The sequence below is a fragment of the Staphylococcus sp. MZ3 genome, assembly GCF_018622755.1.
Classification (GTDB): Bacteria; Bacillota; Bacilli; order Staphylococcales; family Staphylococcaceae; genus Staphylococcus; species Staphylococcus aureus.
Genome location: NZ_CP076026.1, coordinates 265,176 through 281,709, shown reverse-complemented (window position 1 = coordinate 281,709; position 16,534 = coordinate 265,176). Strand labels below are relative to the sequence as shown.

Here is a 16,534-nt window from a genome sequence, read left to right as displayed (position 1 = left end):
TTTATTCCTCCTCTTGTCTTTCATAAGGAAGTACACACCAAAAAGTGGTACCGCTCGATGTCGATTCAAATTGTAATGCTGCGGATTTTCCAAATAATCCTTTTAGGCGTAAGTTTAAATTTTCTAAAGCACTACCAGTTCCAGACTCTGATTCTACAGATGTTTCTCCCAACAAATGCATTTTATCTTTAGAAATACCCTGACCATTATCTTGTACAATAATACGTACATGTGTTGCAGTTTCTTTAATCACTGACACGTCAATATCGTTACCTTGCTTTCGATTCGTAAACGCATGTTTGATGGCATTTTCAACTAAAATTTGAATTAAAAATGGTGGTACAAGCACATCGCGATATTTGTCTTCAACATTAATATTGATATTAAATCTTCCTGGATAACGTGCTTGTTCGAGTGATAAGTATGCACGCACTTGACTTAACTCTTTATCTAAGGTAATCGTATGTTGCTTTGAGCCTTGTAAATTCGCTCTGAAAAAATAACTCAATTCTAATAGTAACTCTCGTGCCTTTTCGCTATTTATTCTAACTAAAGCTGAAATCGTGTTAATTGAATTGAAGAAAAAATGTGGACTCACTTGTGCCTGTAATGACTTAATCTCAGCATCTTTCAATAACTTACTTTGCGTTTCGGCTTCACCAAGTTCAATTTGGCTACTAAAAATATTTGCCAATCCTTCTGCAAGTTGACGTTCCACAAAAGTTAAATCATTAGGGTTTGTAAAATACATCTTCAATGTACCGACGATAGAACCATGCATCTCAAGTGGTATCACGATAGCTGCTCTAAGCGGGCAATTCGGATGACTACAACCAATCTCTTCTTTAGTATGAACTTCTTTCAACTTTCCTGATTTCAATACATCTTTAGACAGACTTGTTAATATTTCATTTGTTGGTATGTGATGATCACTACCTGCACCTACATGTGATAAGATTTCATTTTTGCTTGTAATTGCTACGGCAGATACTTTCATTAAATTTTTAATAATCATCGCAATTTGCTGTGCCGATTCTCTATTCAATCCTTCTTTAAAATACGGCAATGTCTGGTTCATCAATTGCAGTACATCATGTGTTTGAACAGCCTTCATTTGCTCCTCTTGCTTTAATGTTGAAATGATAATAGACATAAAAATCGCCGTACCAACGCTATTAACAATAATCATTGGTAGTGCAATTAATGATATGAGGTCAACCGCATATGCTTTGTCGTGGGAAAATGTTAAAATGCTCAACATTTGAATCATTTCCATAACAATTCCAATCATGGCACTTTTCGCAATACTCGGGTAACGTTTGCGTCTTTGAGCTTGTAAGCCAAAATAACCAGCAATTATACCGATAAATATAGATGAGATAAGATAAACTTGTGCATCCGCCCCACCCATATACACTCTGAAAATACCTGAAATAACGCCAACAAATAGACCTACAAAAGGTCCACCAACTAATCCTGCGACACCTATCGTTAATACACGTGTGTTAGCTAAAGATACATCATCATCTAAACGGAAGTACACACTTCCTGACAAACTATGTTGATGATCGATGACGATACCAGTTAAATTAGACATTAAGGCAAACAAACTGAAAATAATACATAATTGCCAACGTGCTTTCCATGTACGTCGACGATTCATTAAGTTTTTAAAATATGGAATATTCATCAACACATAGGCCAAAATAATAATTAAACCTACACGCTCAAGTAATAACATTGTTAGCGATAGCACGATAGCACCTCAGTGAATTATAATTATGTTTATTTTATCATAATAGTGCATGTAAAATTCATGAATAAATTATTAAAAAAACACGCTACTATTTAATTATCTATACCATTAAATTTTCATATCAATTTTTATGCTAAGTTGACCATTTTTCTTTTCAAATAATGCTGTTTATGTCACTAAATTTCTGTTAAGTATAGCGAAAAACTGCTGACATTACTTTGCCAACAGTTTCTAATCGCGTTATTTATGATACTTTTTTAAATAAAACATGATTCTCTAAATGAACATGCTCATGTGTTAAAACTTCAAGTGCTTTTAATCTCTGATAAACGAGTCGCCACGTACCACATGCCTCTATCGGTGGTTCATAGCTAGATGTTAAATCGCTCATTTTCACTAACAATTGTCCCGTTGCAATGTGATCAGATACTAAATCATCAATCACTGTATTAATATCGTCTACTACTTCACCTTGTTCATATTTAATTAGTTTTGGAAAATCAACATTATCTTCTTTTTGCATATGATCTAACATGCCATTTTTAAATGTATCATATGTTTCTTTTAACTCGACTAAATATGGATGGTTAGGTCCATGTACTTTCGATAATTTCGTCACATAAGGTGTTAAATTTTTAAATTCTTCTCTAAGAGGTTCATGATATGCTGCTTGAATATATTGAATAAGTGACGAAACATTTAAAAATTTAGGGTTAAGCGAACCTGGTGTATTCGTTTGTTCAACGTCATTGAGACGCTGTAATAATTCGTTCAAATCTACATTTTTCTTTTCTAAGGATGCTGCTTCTATACTTACATGCCCACCGCAACAAAAGTCTATACCTACGCTTCTAAAAATATCTGCTGCTTTCGGATAATCTGTTACTATATCTGCTACTATGTCATTTTTATTTATCATTATAGACGACCTCCTCATTTTCAGTGTATACAATTTAATGTATATGAAAATGAAAATCAGGGAAATGTCATAATCATTTCATAAATAGCAAAATAAAACCCTCAAATCATGTTAGTTCACATAGATTTGAGGGCATTTATTATTTATTTTAGCGAGTAAGTCATATGTGCAGTGTTTAACTTAACAATATTTTTGAAGTCTCGCTTCTTAATATCTTTACTAAGTAAGATTTCCACTTCGTTTTCTGACGTTTGGCTTAACATTCCCATAATCATGTCGTCTTTTAGCACGACACTAGCCATACCTTCTTCAAATACATAACCACGATCCAGACCAGTTAAAATGATTTTGTTTTTACCTTTTAACTTCAATGAGATTGAATCCGTTAATGTAATAGCTGTAAAGTATAACGAAATGTTATTAAAGTCTTTTGTGAAATACGGTGTTAATCTATAAAAATCATTATTCAAATGAATTAATGTACTTGTTTCTGCAGTATATGCATATTTATTACGTTGATTACCAACACGCACTTCAAATACTTCCGTACCTATTTGGACTTCTAAGAAAACATCCCAAATTTTTTCTTTAGGTAAATACGCTTTAATATCTTCTAACATAATGTTAAAACGATATTGTTTATTCGCATTGACACTTAAAGGTACATACATTGTGTGCTTCTTGTTTCGTGAATGTAATTTAAGTCTGACATCATAATGTCCTTCGCCAATCATAAATTCATTTAACGTTAGCTCTGTAACAATTTTATGATTATCAAATTTAAATGCTGTCATTTTCACTTTTGGCTTAGCGATATCAATGCCTTCAAAGTATGGTTCGCCATCATTGAATTGAATGTTTAATTTACCATCTACAATATCAAAACGGTAGTATTGACTTTGACGGTAACTTTCTTCTACAGTTCTATAGTTGTCTATATCTTTCGCTCTCGCGTAGTGCAACAATGGTCGTAATTTACTCATCACCAATGCATCTACACGTTCTGGAACTGCTTGTATAAAGTCTCCTAGAGCATTAATCCATTGCGGTTGATCTTCTAGTTTAACTTTAAGTGAGAAGCCATTCGTACGAGAAAAACTAAAATGACGATTTAAAAATTCTGCTAAGATTTGATCTTTATGGGCTTCTTCTAAATCTGCATTTAATATTTCTACAGCAATCAATCTCATGACTTCGTAAAAGTCTTCAGGTGAAACATACGCACTACTCATATGTTCCCCTTCACGCTTTGTAGCATAATAATACGCTTTATCACTTAACACACTGATTCGATTTGCATTCAAATATGCTTTCATTGTAAATAATTGATCTTCTGCACTCTTTAATTCTTCTGGAAAATAAATGTCATTATCTTTTAGTAATGCTGTTCTATAGATTTTAGTCGGGCTTAAAGTATAGATAATTCTTGAATTTAACAAAGTAACTTCAGGTGCTGTTTCTTTAAACATAGATTGTGGTACACCACGACCATTAACACCTTTCATTTTAATCAATAAGACATCTGAGTGATGTTCATCAATAAATGCTGCTGCATCCTTTAAAGTCTCTTTGTTTATATAGTCATCGGAGTCCACAAATAATACAAATTCACCTTCTGCTTGTTTTAACGCCACATTTCTAGGTTTACCTGGACCACCAGAATTTGTTTCGAGTTGACTTACTTTCAAGTTCAATTTATTGCGATACTTTTCAACTATTTGTAACGTTTGATCTGTTGAACAGTCATCAACTACAACCACTTCAAATTCAGTTTTCGGAAAATCTTGTTTCGCAAGGCTATTAAGTAATTCTGTTATATACTTTTCTGAATTGTATGTTGGAACTATTACTGAAAATTTCATCATTATACCTCTCCCACTTTGACTACTATATAAACTTAGCTACCAAATAAATTTCTGACTAAACGCTCACTTGATCGGCCATCTTGATATTTAAAATGTTTATCTAAGAATGGAATGACTTTTTCTCCTTCATAATCTTCATTGTCCAAGGCGTCCATTAATGCGTCAAATGATTGCACAATTTTACCTGGAACAAATGATTCATATGGTTCATAAAAATCACGCGTCGTAATATAATCTTCTAAATCAAATGCATAGAAAATCATTGGCTTTTTAAATACTGCATATTCATATATTAAAGATGAATAGTCACTAATTAATAAATCTGTTATGAACAGTATATCATTAACTTCTCTAAAGTCAGAAACGTCAACAAAATATTGTTTATGTTTGTCTGCAATATTAAGTCTATTTTTCACAAATGGATGCATTTTAAATAATACAACCGCGTTATTTTTTTCGCAATATCTTGCTAAACGTTCGAAATCAATTTTGAAAAATGGGTAATGTGCTGTACCATGACCACTACCTCTAAATGTTGGTGCGAAAAGAATGACTTTCTTACCTTTAATAATTGGTAATTCATCTTCCATCTCTTGTTTGATCTGTGTCGCATAAGCTTCATCAAATAGTACATCAGTACGTGGAACACCTGTAGGCACTACATTTTTCTCTTTAATACCAAATGCTTCAGCGTAGAATGGAATATCGGTTTCAGATGATACATAAGCTTTTGTATAGCTACGATGATTTAATGAATCAATAAATGGTCCACCCTTTTTACCAGTACGACTAAAGCCAACTGTTTTAAAGGCACCAACGGCATGCCATACTTGAATAACTTCTTGAGAACGTCTAAAACGCACTGTATAAATCAATGGGTGAAAGTCATCAACAAAAATGTAGTCTGCCTTCCCAAGTAAATATGGCAATCTAAACTTGTCGATGATGCCACGTCTATCTGTAATATTCGCTTTAAAAACAGTGTGAATATCATACTTTTTATCTAAATTTTGACGTAACATTTCGTTATAGATGTATTCAAAGTTTCCAGACATCGTTGGTCTAGAGTCTGATGTGAACAACACCGTATTCCCTTTTTTCAAGTGGAAAAATTTCGTCGTATTAAATATCGCTTTAAAAATAAATTGTCTTGTATTAAATGATTGTTTGCGGAAATACTTACGTAATTCTTTATATTTACGAACGATATAAATACTTTTAACTTCCGGAGTCGTTACAACAACATCAAGGACAAATTCATTAACATCGCTAGAAATTTCAGGTGTAACAGTATAAACCGTTTTCTTCGAAATGCCGCCTTTTCTAAATTCTTTTAGGTAAGTCTGCAATAAGAAATTGATTTTACCATTTTGTGTTTCTAATTCGTTGTATTCTTCTTCTTGTTCTGGCTTTAGATTTTGATATGCATCATTAATCACATCTGGGTTTAACTGTGCAATATAATCAAGTTCTTGCTCATTCACTAATAAGTACTTATCTTCAGGTAAGTAATAACCATTATCTAAGATAGCTACATTGAAACGACAAACGAATTGATTCCCATCTATTTTGACATCATTCGCCTTCATTGTACGTGTCTCAGTTAAATTTCTTAATACAAAATTACTATCTTCTAAATCTAGGTTTTCACTATGTCCTTCAACGAATAACTGAACACGTTCCCAATAGATTTTATCTATATATATCTTACTTTTAACCAACGTTAATTCATCCTTTTCTATTTACATAATCCATTTTAATACTGTTTTACCCCAAGATGTAGACAGGTCTGCTTCAAAAGCTTCTGTAAGATCATTAATTGTTGCAATTTCAAATTCTTGACCTTTTAACAACGCTAATTTATCTACAATATCTGGGTATTGAATGTATAAGTCTACAACATCTTGGAAATCTTTTGAACCACTTCGACTACTACCAATCAACGTTAGTCCTTTTTCCAATACTAGACGTGTATTAACTTCTACTGGGAACTCACTTACACCTAACAGTGCAATGCTTCCTTCTGGTGAAATGTAATCGATCATTTGATTTATGGCTGATTGACTACCGCGACCACCCACACACTCAAATGCATGATCAAATGTTAAGCCTTCAGGTATTTTATTAATAAAGAAGACATCATCAACAAATGAGAAGTGACTCAATTTATAATCTGTTTTACCAAAGACATATATTTTAGACTCTGGATATAATTTACGTAATAAAATGGCTGTAATGTAACCTAAGTTACCATCACCCCAAATACCAAATGTATTTTTATTTGAAATAGATTTCTTTTCAAAACGACGAATAGCATGCAAACTTACTGTTACAAGCTCTGTATATGAAATAATACTTAAATCAATATCATCAGGTAGTGGTACAGCTCTATCATGATTTAGCAACACAAAATCTTGCATAAACCCATCATGTCCACTTGATCTGAAGTAGCTCGATTTTAAATAGTTTTCAGCAATGACATCGTCTTTTTCTGTCGGCGTATTCGGTACCATAACTACTTTTGTACCTTTATTAAACACACCTTTACTGTCAAATACGACCTCACCAACACCTTCATGAATTAAAGACATTGGCAATTTCTGAGATAAGACATTCTCATCACGGCTACCAGTATAATATCTTTGATCGGCAGCACAAATTGACATATATAAAGGACGTACAATGACATAGTCACTGTAAATATCTACGTTGTTATACGTAACTTCAAATTGTCTAGGTGCAACTAATTGATATACTTGATTAATCATCGGCAATACCACCTCGAATAATAGCATTCGCTACTTTTAAATCGTAAGGTGTTGTTACTTTAATGTTATATAACTCACCTTTTACAAGTCGAACCGGTTTGTTTGTTTCTACAATAATCTTACAAGCATCAGATAAAATACTCTTTTGCTCATCACTCAACTGTGCATAGCTTTCTTTTAATAAATTAATATTAAACGATTGAGGTGTTTGACCTTGGTACATTTCATTACGCACTGGAATTGCATCAATCGTTTGATTATCTTTAGATGTAACAATCGTATCTATAGCATCAATCACTGTATCTACTGCACCGTACTCTAAAGCAGCTTGAATATTTTCTTTAATAATACGATGCGTTAAAAATGGTCTAACTGCATCATGTGTCACAATGACATCGTCATCGTTAATACCATTTGTTGATTCAATATGTTTAACGATATTCATAATTGTATCGTTACGATCGCTACCACCTTGAATGACTTCAATTCTTTCATCAGAAATTTTGAATTTTCTAAGTGTATCTTTCGTATGCGTCATCCATTGTTGTGGCGTCGCGATAATAATTTTTTCAAAATCATTAATTAAAATAAATTTTTCTAATGTATGGATTAAAATCGGTTTGTTGTCTAAATCTAAAAATTGTTTAGGTAAAGGTACGTTACCCATTCTTGAGCCTATACCTCCAGCTAGAATACCAGCGTATTTCATAAAATACTTCCTCCATTCAACTATATCTATATTTAATTATTTAAATTTCGTTGCATTTTCCAATTGAAAACTCATTTTAAAATCAAAACTCTAAATGTCTGTGTATTACTTAAAATTATACATATTTTGCTTATATTTTAGCATATTTTGTTTAAACCTATATTACATTATATCAGACGTTTTCATACACAAATAATAACATACAAGCAAACATTTCGTTTATTATTTATATCACTTAACTAATTAATTTATAATTTTTTATTGTTTTTAAGTTATCACTTAAAAATCGTTTGGCAAATTCGTTGTGACGCGTGTCCATCTTCTAATGAACAGAATTTTTGATAAAATACCGTTCGTGCTTCAATATACTCATTTGTAGTTTCATCGATTTGTTTTAATGCATCAATGAGTGCTGTTTGATTTTCAACAATTGGACCTGGCAACTCTTTTTTATAATCCATGTAAAAACCTCTAAGCTCATCGCCATATTTATCTAAGTCATACGCATAGAAAATTTGCGGACGCTTTAATACACCGAAGTCGAACATGACAGATGAGTAGTCGGTAACTAACGCATCGCTGATTAAGTATAAATCCGAAATATCTTCATAATCTGAAACGTCTTTCACAAAATCATCATGTTCATCAATACGTGTCACAACTAAATAATGCATGCGTAATAAAATAACATAATCATCATCCAGCGCTTGACGCAAAGCTTCTATATCAAAGTTAACATTAAATTGATATGAACCTTCTCGAATCGCTTCATCGTCACGCCAAGTTGGCGCGTACATAATCACTTTTTTATCTAATGGAATATTTAATCTTGTCTTAATACCATTAATATATTCAGTATCATTGCGTTTATGTGATAATTTATCATTTCTTGGATAACCTGTTTCCAAAATCTTATCTCGACTAACATGAAATGCATGTTGAAATATCGATGTCGAATATGGATTAGGTGACACTAGATAATCCCAACGTTGGCTTTCTTTTTTAAAACCATCTTGGTAATTTTGAGTATTTGTTCCTAGCATTTTAACGTTACTAATATCCAAACCAATCTTTTTCAATGGCGTGCCATGCCATGTTTGTAAGTACGTCGTTCGCGGTGATTTATATAACCAATCTGGTGTACGTGTGTTAATCATCCACGCTTTCGCTCTTGGCATCGCTAAAAACCATTTCATTGAAAACTTTGTAACATATGGTACATTGTGCTGTTGGAATATGTGTTCATATCCTTTTTTCACACCCCATATTAATTGGGCATCGCTATGTTCAGTTAAGTATTCATATAATGCTTTGGGATTGTCGCTGTATTGTTTACCATGAAAGCTTTCAAAATAAATTAGATTCTTGTTTGGCAATTTTGATAGTAATTTAAAAGTCGTATATATACTGTGTTCTATCAATTTTTTAATTGTAGTTTTAATCATGTCGTACCTCCGACGTGTTTTTGTAATTATATTAATATGTATGAGCAAGCTCATTGTAACCATGCCTATTATAGCATTTCATCATAAAATACATTTAACCATTACACTTGTCGTTAATTATCATACGAAATACATGATTAATGTACCACTTTAACATAACAAAAAATCGTTATCCATTCATAACGTATGTGTTTACACATTTATGAATTAGATAACGATTGGATTGATTATTTTATTTTACAAAATGACAATTCAGTTGGAAGGTGATTGCTTTTGATTGAATCGCCATATGCATGAAAAATCAATGTTCTATGCTCTACGAAATTATATTGGCAGTAGTTGACTAAACGAAAATGCGCTTGTAACAAGCTTTTTTCAATTCTAGTCAGGGGCCCCAACAAAGAGAAATTGGATTTCCAATTTCTACAGACAATGCAAGTTGGGGTGTGGGCCCCAACAAAGAGAATTTCGAAAAGAAATTCTACAGGCAATGCAAGTTGGGGTGTGGGCCCTAACACAGAAAATTCATTTTATTGAATTTTACATTTATGTGCCAGACGGGCAAAGCGAAGCCATTCAATACGAAGTATTGTATAAATAGAGAACAGCAGTAAGATAATTTTCAATTAGAAAATATCTTACTGCTGTTTTTTAGGGATTTATGTCCCAGCCTCTTATGCATGAAAAATCAAAAGGTTATTCTCATTGTATAGTCCTGCTTCTCATCATGACATGTTGCTCACTTCATAGTCAGAACCCTTCTTGAAAACTATGCCTTATGACTCATTTGCATGGCAAGTAATATATGCCGACATTAGCGTCTAAACAAATCTTTGACTAAACGTTCACTTGAGCGACCATCTTGATATTTAAAATGTTTATCTAAGAATGGCACAACTTTTTCAACCTCATAATCTTCATTGTCCAAAGCATCCATTAATGCATCAAAGGATTGTACAATTTTACCTGGAACAAATGATTCATATGGTTCATAGAAATCACGCGTCGTAATGTAATCTTCTAAGTCAAATGCATAGAAAATCATCGGCTTTTTAAATACTGCATATTCATATATTAAAGATGAATAATCACTAATCAACAAGTCTGTAACAAAGAGAATATCGTTAACTTCACGATGATCTGACACATCGATAAAGTATTGTCTATGTTCACGTGAAATATTAAGTCTATTTTTTACGAACGGATGCATTTTGAATAACACAACTGCATTATGCTTCTCGCAGTATCTTGCTAGACGTTCAAAATCAATTTTAAAAAATGGATAATGTGCCGTACCGTGACCATTACCTCTAAAAGTCGGTGCGAACAGAATAACTTTCTTACCTTTTATAATTGGCAATTCATCTTCCATCTCTTGTTTAATTTGTGTTGCATAAGCTTCATCAAATAGTACATCAGTACGTGGTACACCTGTTGGTACAACATTTTCTTCTCTAATTCCAAATGCTTCAGCATAAAATGGAATATCGGTTTCTGATGAAACATATGCTTTCGTGTAACTACGATGGTTTAATGAATCGATAAACGGACCACCTTTTTTACCTGTACGACTAAAGCCAACTGTTTTAAAAGCACCAACGGCATGCCACACTTGAATAATTTCTTGTGATGGTCTAAAGCGAACCGTATAAATTAATGGATGGAAATCATCAACAAAAATATAATCTGCCTTACCAAGTAAATATGGCAATCTAAACTTGTCTCTCCATTTACGTCTATCCGTAATATTCGCCTTAAATACCGTTTTAATATCATAATCAAAATCTACTTTTTGGCGAAGTAACTCATCATATACATACTTGAAATTCCCTGATAAATTCGGACGCGAATCTGATGTGAATAATATTGTTTTGCTTCTTTTAATATGTAGTAACTTTGTAATATTAAAAATAGCTTTAAATAAGAAACTTCTACTTTCAAATGAAGCTTTATGGCCTTGTTTATGAAGCCAGTGTGCGCTTGTCGCAATGACCCCTGATTTCTCTTGAGGTAAGGTGATTTCAATATCAAATACAAATTCGTTAACGTCACTTGCTATTTCCGGAGTAATGGTATAGACCGTATGTTGTGATACGCCACCTTTACGGAAAACTTTAGCATCATACGCTAATAAATAGTTCACTTTTCCATTTTGTGTAGTCAGCTCATTGTATTCTTCAATTTGCTCTTCATTTAATGCCGCATAAGCTTGATCAATAATATTTGGATTAAGTTGTCCAATATACTCTAACTGGTCATGATAAACAAATAAATATTTATCCATTGGTAAATAATACCCATCGTCTAATATTGCGACGTTGAATCTACATATAAATGTATTACCGTCTATTTTCATTTCATTTGCTTCTAATGTTTTTGTTTCGGTTAAATTCCTCAGAACAAATTGTCCTGATGTTAAATCGACACCTTCACTATGTCCTTCAATATATAACTGAACACGTTCCCAGTATATGTTATCAATATGTATTGCTTGTTTCGTTTTTGTCATTGTTATTCCCCCATCGGTTTATTAAATCGTCCATTTCAATACTGTTTTTCCCCAAGATGTCGATAAATCCATTTCAAACGCTTGGACGATATCTTGCATCGTACATACATTAATTTCATGTCCTTTTAATAATGCTAACTTTTCAACTATGTCTGGGTACTTACGATATAAATCAACAACTTGCTCAAAATCTTTAGAGCCGCTTCGACTACTACCAATCAACGTTAATCCTTTTTCAAGTACTAATCGTGTATTCACTTCCACGGGTAATTCACTTACGCCTAACAAAGCAATACTGCCTTCTGGTGAAATATGTTCAACTATTTGTTGAAGTGCAACTTGACTTCCTTTACCTCCAACACATTCAAATGCATGATCAATTTTAAGATCATCTGGTATTTGATTTACTGTAAAGATGTCATCTACAAATGAAAAATGACTTAATTTATAGTCTGTCTTACCAAATACATAAATTTTAGCTTCTGGGTACAACTTACGTAGCAAAATAGCAGTAATATAACCTAAGTTACCATCACCCCAAATACCAAAGCTGGTTTTCAAAGGTATAGATTTACGTTCAAATCGTTGTATAGCATGATAACTTACTGACACTAACTCTGTGTATGAAATCGTACTCAAATCAATGTCATTAGGCAGCGGAACGATACGATCATGTGCCATCACAACGTAGTCTTGCATAAAACCATCATAACCACTAGATCTAAAATAACTAGAGGCTAAGTAATTCTCCGCAATAATATGATGTTGCTCTGTAGGTGTATTCGGCACCATTACTACTTTCGTACCTTTTTCAAATACTCCTTTACTATCGAATACAACTTCACCAACAGCTTCATGAACTAATGACATTGGCAATTTTTTGCGCAGTACATTTTCATCTCTTCGACCTGTGTAATACCTTTGATCAGCTGCACAAATAGACAAGTATAAAGGTCTTACGATGACATGATTACCATAAATATCAACATTATTATATGTGACGTCGAACTGTCTCGGTGCAACGAGTTGATATACTTGATTAATCATCGGCAATATCACCTTGAATAATGGCATTTGCTACTTTTAAATCATACGGTGTTGTCACTTTAATGTTGTATAGTTCTCCACGTACCAATTTAACTGCATGTCCAGATTCGACAATAATTTTACATGCATCTGATAATATTTCTTTTTGTTCACTACTTAAGGCGCGATAACTATCTTGTAATAATTTAATATTAAATGATTGTGGTGTTTGGCCTTGATACATTTCATTCCTTACAGGGATACTGTGTATGTTCTGTTTATCTTTAGACATTACAATCGTATCAATTGCTTCAATGACTGTATCTACTGCACCATATTTTGCTGCTACTTCAATGTTCTCTTTAATAATACGTTGAGTTAAAAATGGTCTTACGGCATCATGAGTTACAATCACATCATCATTATTAATTCCATTTACATTGCGAATATGGTCGATAATGTTCATAATTGTTTCATTTCGATCCGTACCACCTGCAACTACTTTGACACGTTGATCTGTAATGTTATATTTTTTTAAAATATCCTGTGTATGGGAAATCCACTGTGCTGGCGTTGCGATAATAATCTCATTAAATTCACTCACTAAAATGAACTTCTCAATTGTATGGATTAAAATCGGTTTATTATCAATATCTAAAAATTGTTTTGGTAATGGCACGTTCCCCATTCTCGAACCAATACCTCCTGCTAAAATACCTGCATAAATCATGTTGTCCTCCATTCTGTCATTACATCATTTCCATTTATACATTACTGACCTATGCCCGCACATAAGCCTAACCTATTGCTCACTTGCCTCTTTTATTAATCCAAAGATAGTTGTCACAATAGTGTGATAATTTTTTATAAAAATGTATTTTTGTAACTGACCATTCTAAGTTGTTTTGCCATGCAGTTAATCATTAACTCTGACGATATTAAATTGTTAAAGGTATTAATGTTTACTCTTTTTCAAATTCATTATTACTGCCATCATTTTACCATATATTATAATAAATTTATCTTATTAAGTGGCTGTACTTGATTTTCACTTTAAAAATTATCAAATATTGCCATCTTATTTTAAGTATACAAAATGCAAAACAACCGATTCACAAGCATATTTCACACAAGTAAACCGGCTATTTATCAACGTATATTCGAAGATGAATTATTTCGATAGTATCTGTAGACCAGACGGCATTCGCACTTTCATAGCTATAACTATACCAGCGTTTTCGTCCTCAAAGGTGCATACTAATAAATCGTAAACATGACTTTATCAAATCGTTCTTTCTTGTTAACTAATTTATCAAATGTCTCCGGGCCTTTTTCTAACGGTAAAAAATGAGAAATAATAGGCTTTACATTAATATCTTTCGTCTTCATATAATGTAAGGTTGCCGTCCACTCTTTGCCCGGAAAATTACTGGACAAACAGTTCCAAGAGCCACATACTGTCAACTCGTTACGCAGAATTTTTTCAAAATGAACGCGATCAATCTCAATATCATCATATGGTATTCCGAGTAATACCACCTCGCCACCTTTTTTAGGTAGCGTCAATATTTGACCAATCGTAACTTTAGCACCTGATGATTCTATAGCTAAATCGATTTGATTGGCGTAATGATTTTCGATGAATTTCTCAAGATTTTCTTCTTTTGAATTGATTGTTTGATGTGCGCCCAATGATGTTGCAATATCTAGTTTATGCGCATCTATATCTATAGCGATGATATGTGCAGCACCAAATATTCGTGCCCATTGAATAGCTAACAAACCTATACTGCCACACCCCATTACTGCAACAGTCATACCAGGTTGTATATTCGATTTATAAAACCCATGCGCAACAACGGCTGATGGCTCAACCATTGCTGCTTCAATGTAATCAACATTTTCTGGAACCTTTAAAACATTTTGCGCTGGCAATTTGACATATTCCGCGAACGATCCAGGTTCATATGAGCCAATAACGAATAACTTTTCACATCGTGCATATTCACCTTTCAAACAATACTCGCATTGATAACAAGGTATTGCTGGGCAACCTGTCACTTTGTCGCCTACATTAACATGCGTAACATCACTTCCAATGGCATCTACAACACCTGAAAATTCATGACCAAATGGCATACCTTTAATGTATGGCCCCATTTTTTTGTATCGTGACGTGTCTGAACCACATATGCCAGTCGCTCGTACTTTAACAATAACGTCATTCTCACTTTCAATGACTGGCTTTTCATTATCCTCATACCGTAAATCTTCCACGCCATATAATTTCAATGCTTTCACTTGTAAATCACCTCAAATTTGATTTAATTCACAACTTTTTTCTTTTTAAAAATACCTGTCGCAAAATAACCTGCAATGACAATGGAATTACTTACGAGTAAATGTTCCATATAAAAATCAGTGATTTGTCTTAATGGCCCAAGCATAAAAGTTAGCATTGATTCTACCATATTAATTCTCTCCTTCATTTTCATCTAAATCGAGCGGCTTAAGTAATGCTTTAATACCTTCGCCGGATTTTAAATGTTGATACGCCTCGTCCCATTTCGAAATATCATATATTTTTGTCACCAAAGCTTCAGCATTTACTAAACCATCCGCCATAAGTTGCAATGAAGGTTCCCAATCTGCTGGCTTTTGACTTCTACTACCAACAACTGTTATTTCTTTTTGAATCACTTTTTCCATATCAAATGGAATTTCAGCATCCTTAAAAATACCTATTTGACTGTAGAAACCTTTTTTGCGTAAAATATCTAAACCTTGTCGTGCTGCTGGAACTGCACCTGAACATTCAACAACAACATCTGCACCGTAACCGTCTGTAATTCCATTGATATACGTTTTTAAGTCTGTTTGTTGTAAATTGACTACATAATCCATGTGCAATGCTTCTGCTTTATCTAATCTGACTTTGTCATTGTCCAATCCAGTTACCACAACAGTTGCGCCTTTACTTTTTAACACTTGTGCTACAAGTAATCCGATTGGCCCAGGTCCCATTACAACTGCTACATCGCCTGAATTGACTTGAATCTTAGAAACGCCATGATGTGCACATGCTAATGGTTCTGTCATAGCTGCAGACTGATACGATACTTCGTCTGGAATATGATGCAAACTTTCTTCACGTGCAATGACATAATTAGTAAATGCGCCATCAACTTGTGTTCCAATACCTTTTCGATGGTTGCATAAATTATAGTCTTTTGATTTACAGTATTCACACTCATTACAAACATAGAATGTCGTTTCAGATGTGACACGGTCACCAACTTTAAAATCTTTAACGTCTGCTGCAACTTCAACGATTTCACCAGAAAATTCATGACCTAATGTCACTGGAAAATTAACTTTATAATGACCTTCATAAGTATGAATATCTGTGCCACAAATTCCTGCATAATGTACTTTAATCTTTACTTTATCATCTAGCGGTGTTGCAACTTCTTTATCAAGAAGTTCTAAGTTGCCATGTCCTTCTCTTGTTTTTACTAAAGCTTTCACCACAAACAC

General features: G+C 33.3%; 13 protein-coding genes. All 13 read right to left on the bottom strand.

Features of this window, described 5'->3' with window-relative positions; all coding sequences use genetic code 11:
- Window position 1: 1 nt before the first annotated feature.
- Window positions 2-1,756, bottom strand: coding sequence for a sensor histidine kinase (locus tag KI230_RS01180; RefSeq protein WP_000950281.1), 1,755 nt, complete (start codon window positions 1,754-1,756; stop codon window positions 2-4).
- Between the two features lie 244 nt (window positions 1,757-2,000).
- Window positions 2,001-2,675 carry an iron-sulfur cluster repair di-iron protein ScdA gene (gene scdA, locus KI230_RS01175; RefSeq protein ID WP_045178276.1) on the bottom strand — a complete coding sequence of 225 codons (675 nt, stop codon included), beginning with the start codon at window positions 2,673-2,675 and terminating at the stop codon, window positions 2,001-2,003.
- A 143-nt stretch (window positions 2,676-2,818) separates the two neighbouring features.
- Window positions 2,819-4,540, bottom strand: coding sequence for a poly(ribitol-phosphate) beta-N-acetylglucosaminyltransferase (gene tarS, locus KI230_RS01170; RefSeq protein ID WP_045178278.1), 1,722 nt, complete (start codon window positions 4,538-4,540; stop codon window positions 2,819-2,821).
- Window positions 4,541-4,572: 32 nt separating this feature from the next.
- On the bottom strand, window positions 4,573-6,261 hold the full coding sequence (tarL, locus tag KI230_RS01165; RefSeq protein WP_000240920.1) for a teichoic acid ribitol-phosphate polymerase TarL: 1,689 nt from the start codon (window positions 6,259-6,261) through the stop codon (window positions 4,573-4,575).
- A 21-nt stretch (window positions 6,262-6,282) separates the two neighbouring features.
- On the bottom strand, window positions 6,283-7,308 hold the full coding sequence (locus KI230_RS01160) for a ribitol-5-phosphate dehydrogenase (protein ID WP_000610203.1): 1,026 nt from the start codon (window positions 7,306-7,308) through the stop codon (window positions 6,283-6,285).
- The gene (locus KI230_RS01155) at window positions 7,301-8,017 is read right to left on the bottom strand and encodes a D-ribitol-5-phosphate cytidylyltransferase (protein WP_000872486.1); all 717 of its coding nucleotides are present in this window, start codon (window positions 8,015-8,017) and stop codon (window positions 7,301-7,303) included. Before KI230_RS01155 ends, KI230_RS01160 begins: the two co-directional genes overlap by 8 nt.
- 275 nt (window positions 8,018-8,292) lie before the next feature.
- A complete protein-coding gene (gene tarF / locus KI230_RS01150; protein ID WP_000598262.1) occupies window positions 8,293-9,462 on the bottom strand; it encodes a teichoic acid glycerol-phosphate transferase TarF in 1,170 nt (389 codons plus the stop codon).
- 814 nt (window positions 9,463-10,276) lie between these two features.
- Window positions 10,277-11,971 carry a teichoic acid ribitol-phosphate polymerase TarK gene (gene tarK / locus KI230_RS01145; RefSeq protein WP_000167978.1) on the bottom strand — a complete coding sequence of 565 codons (1,695 nt, stop codon included), beginning with the start codon at window positions 11,969-11,971 and terminating at the stop codon, window positions 10,277-10,279.
- A gap of 21 nt (window positions 11,972-11,992) precedes the next feature.
- Entirely contained in the window at window positions 11,993-13,018 is a 1,026-nt protein-coding gene (locus KI230_RS01140; RefSeq protein ID WP_000610183.1) for an alcohol dehydrogenase catalytic domain-containing protein, read from the bottom strand.
- Window positions 13,011-13,727 carry a 2-C-methyl-D-erythritol 4-phosphate cytidylyltransferase gene (locus KI230_RS01135; protein WP_000638475.1) on the bottom strand — a complete coding sequence of 239 codons (717 nt, stop codon included), beginning with the start codon at window positions 13,725-13,727 and terminating at the stop codon, window positions 13,011-13,013. The genes KI230_RS01140 and KI230_RS01135 overlap by 8 nt, the downstream gene beginning before the upstream one ends.
- A 527-nt stretch (window positions 13,728-14,254) precedes the next feature.
- Window positions 14,255-15,298, bottom strand: coding sequence for a galactitol-1-phosphate 5-dehydrogenase (locus tag KI230_RS01130; RefSeq protein ID WP_045178282.1), 1,044 nt, complete (start codon window positions 15,296-15,298; stop codon window positions 14,255-14,257).
- 23 nt (window positions 15,299-15,321) lie between these two features.
- Entirely contained in the window at window positions 15,322-15,468 is a 147-nt protein-coding gene (locus KI230_RS01125; protein WP_000230358.1) for a hypothetical protein, read from the bottom strand.
- A 1-nt stretch (window position 15,469) separates the two neighbouring features.
- Complete coding sequence (locus KI230_RS01120; protein ID WP_053520940.1) at window positions 15,470-16,525, bottom strand: zinc-binding dehydrogenase; 1,056 nt, start codon at window positions 16,523-16,525, stop codon at window positions 15,470-15,472.
- Window positions 16,526-16,534: the final 9 nt, after the last annotated feature.

Coding starts and splice junctions, on each gene's coding strand:
- tarS (WP_045178278.1), bottom strand. CDS start 4,540: ATGATGAAATTTTCAGTAATAGTTCCAACATACAATTCAGAAAAGTAT.
- KI230_RS01125 (WP_000230358.1), bottom strand. CDS start 15,468: ATGGTAGAATCAATGCTAACTTTTATGCTTGGGCCATTAAGACAAATC.
- KI230_RS01135 (WP_000638475.1), bottom strand. CDS start 13,727: ATGATTTATGCAGGTATTTTAGCAGGAGGTATTGGTTCGAGAATGGGG.
- scdA (WP_045178276.1), bottom strand. CDS start 2,675: ATGATAAATAAAAATGACATAGTAGCAGATATAGTAACAGATTATCCG.
- KI230_RS01160 (WP_000610203.1), bottom strand. CDS start 7,308: ATGATTAATCAAGTATATCAATTAGTTGCACCTAGACAATTTGAAGTT.
- tarK (WP_000167978.1), bottom strand. CDS start 11,971: ATGACAAAAACGAAACAAGCAATACATATTGATAACATATACTGGGAA.
- KI230_RS01155 (WP_000872486.1), bottom strand. CDS start 8,017: ATGAAATACGCTGGTATTCTAGCTGGAGGTATAGGCTCAAGAATGGGT.
- KI230_RS01140 (WP_000610183.1), bottom strand. CDS start 13,018: ATGATTAATCAAGTATATCAACTCGTTGCACCGAGACAGTTCGACGTC.
- tarF (WP_000598262.1), bottom strand. CDS start 9,462: ATGATTAAAACTACAATTAAAAAATTGATAGAACACAGTATATATACG.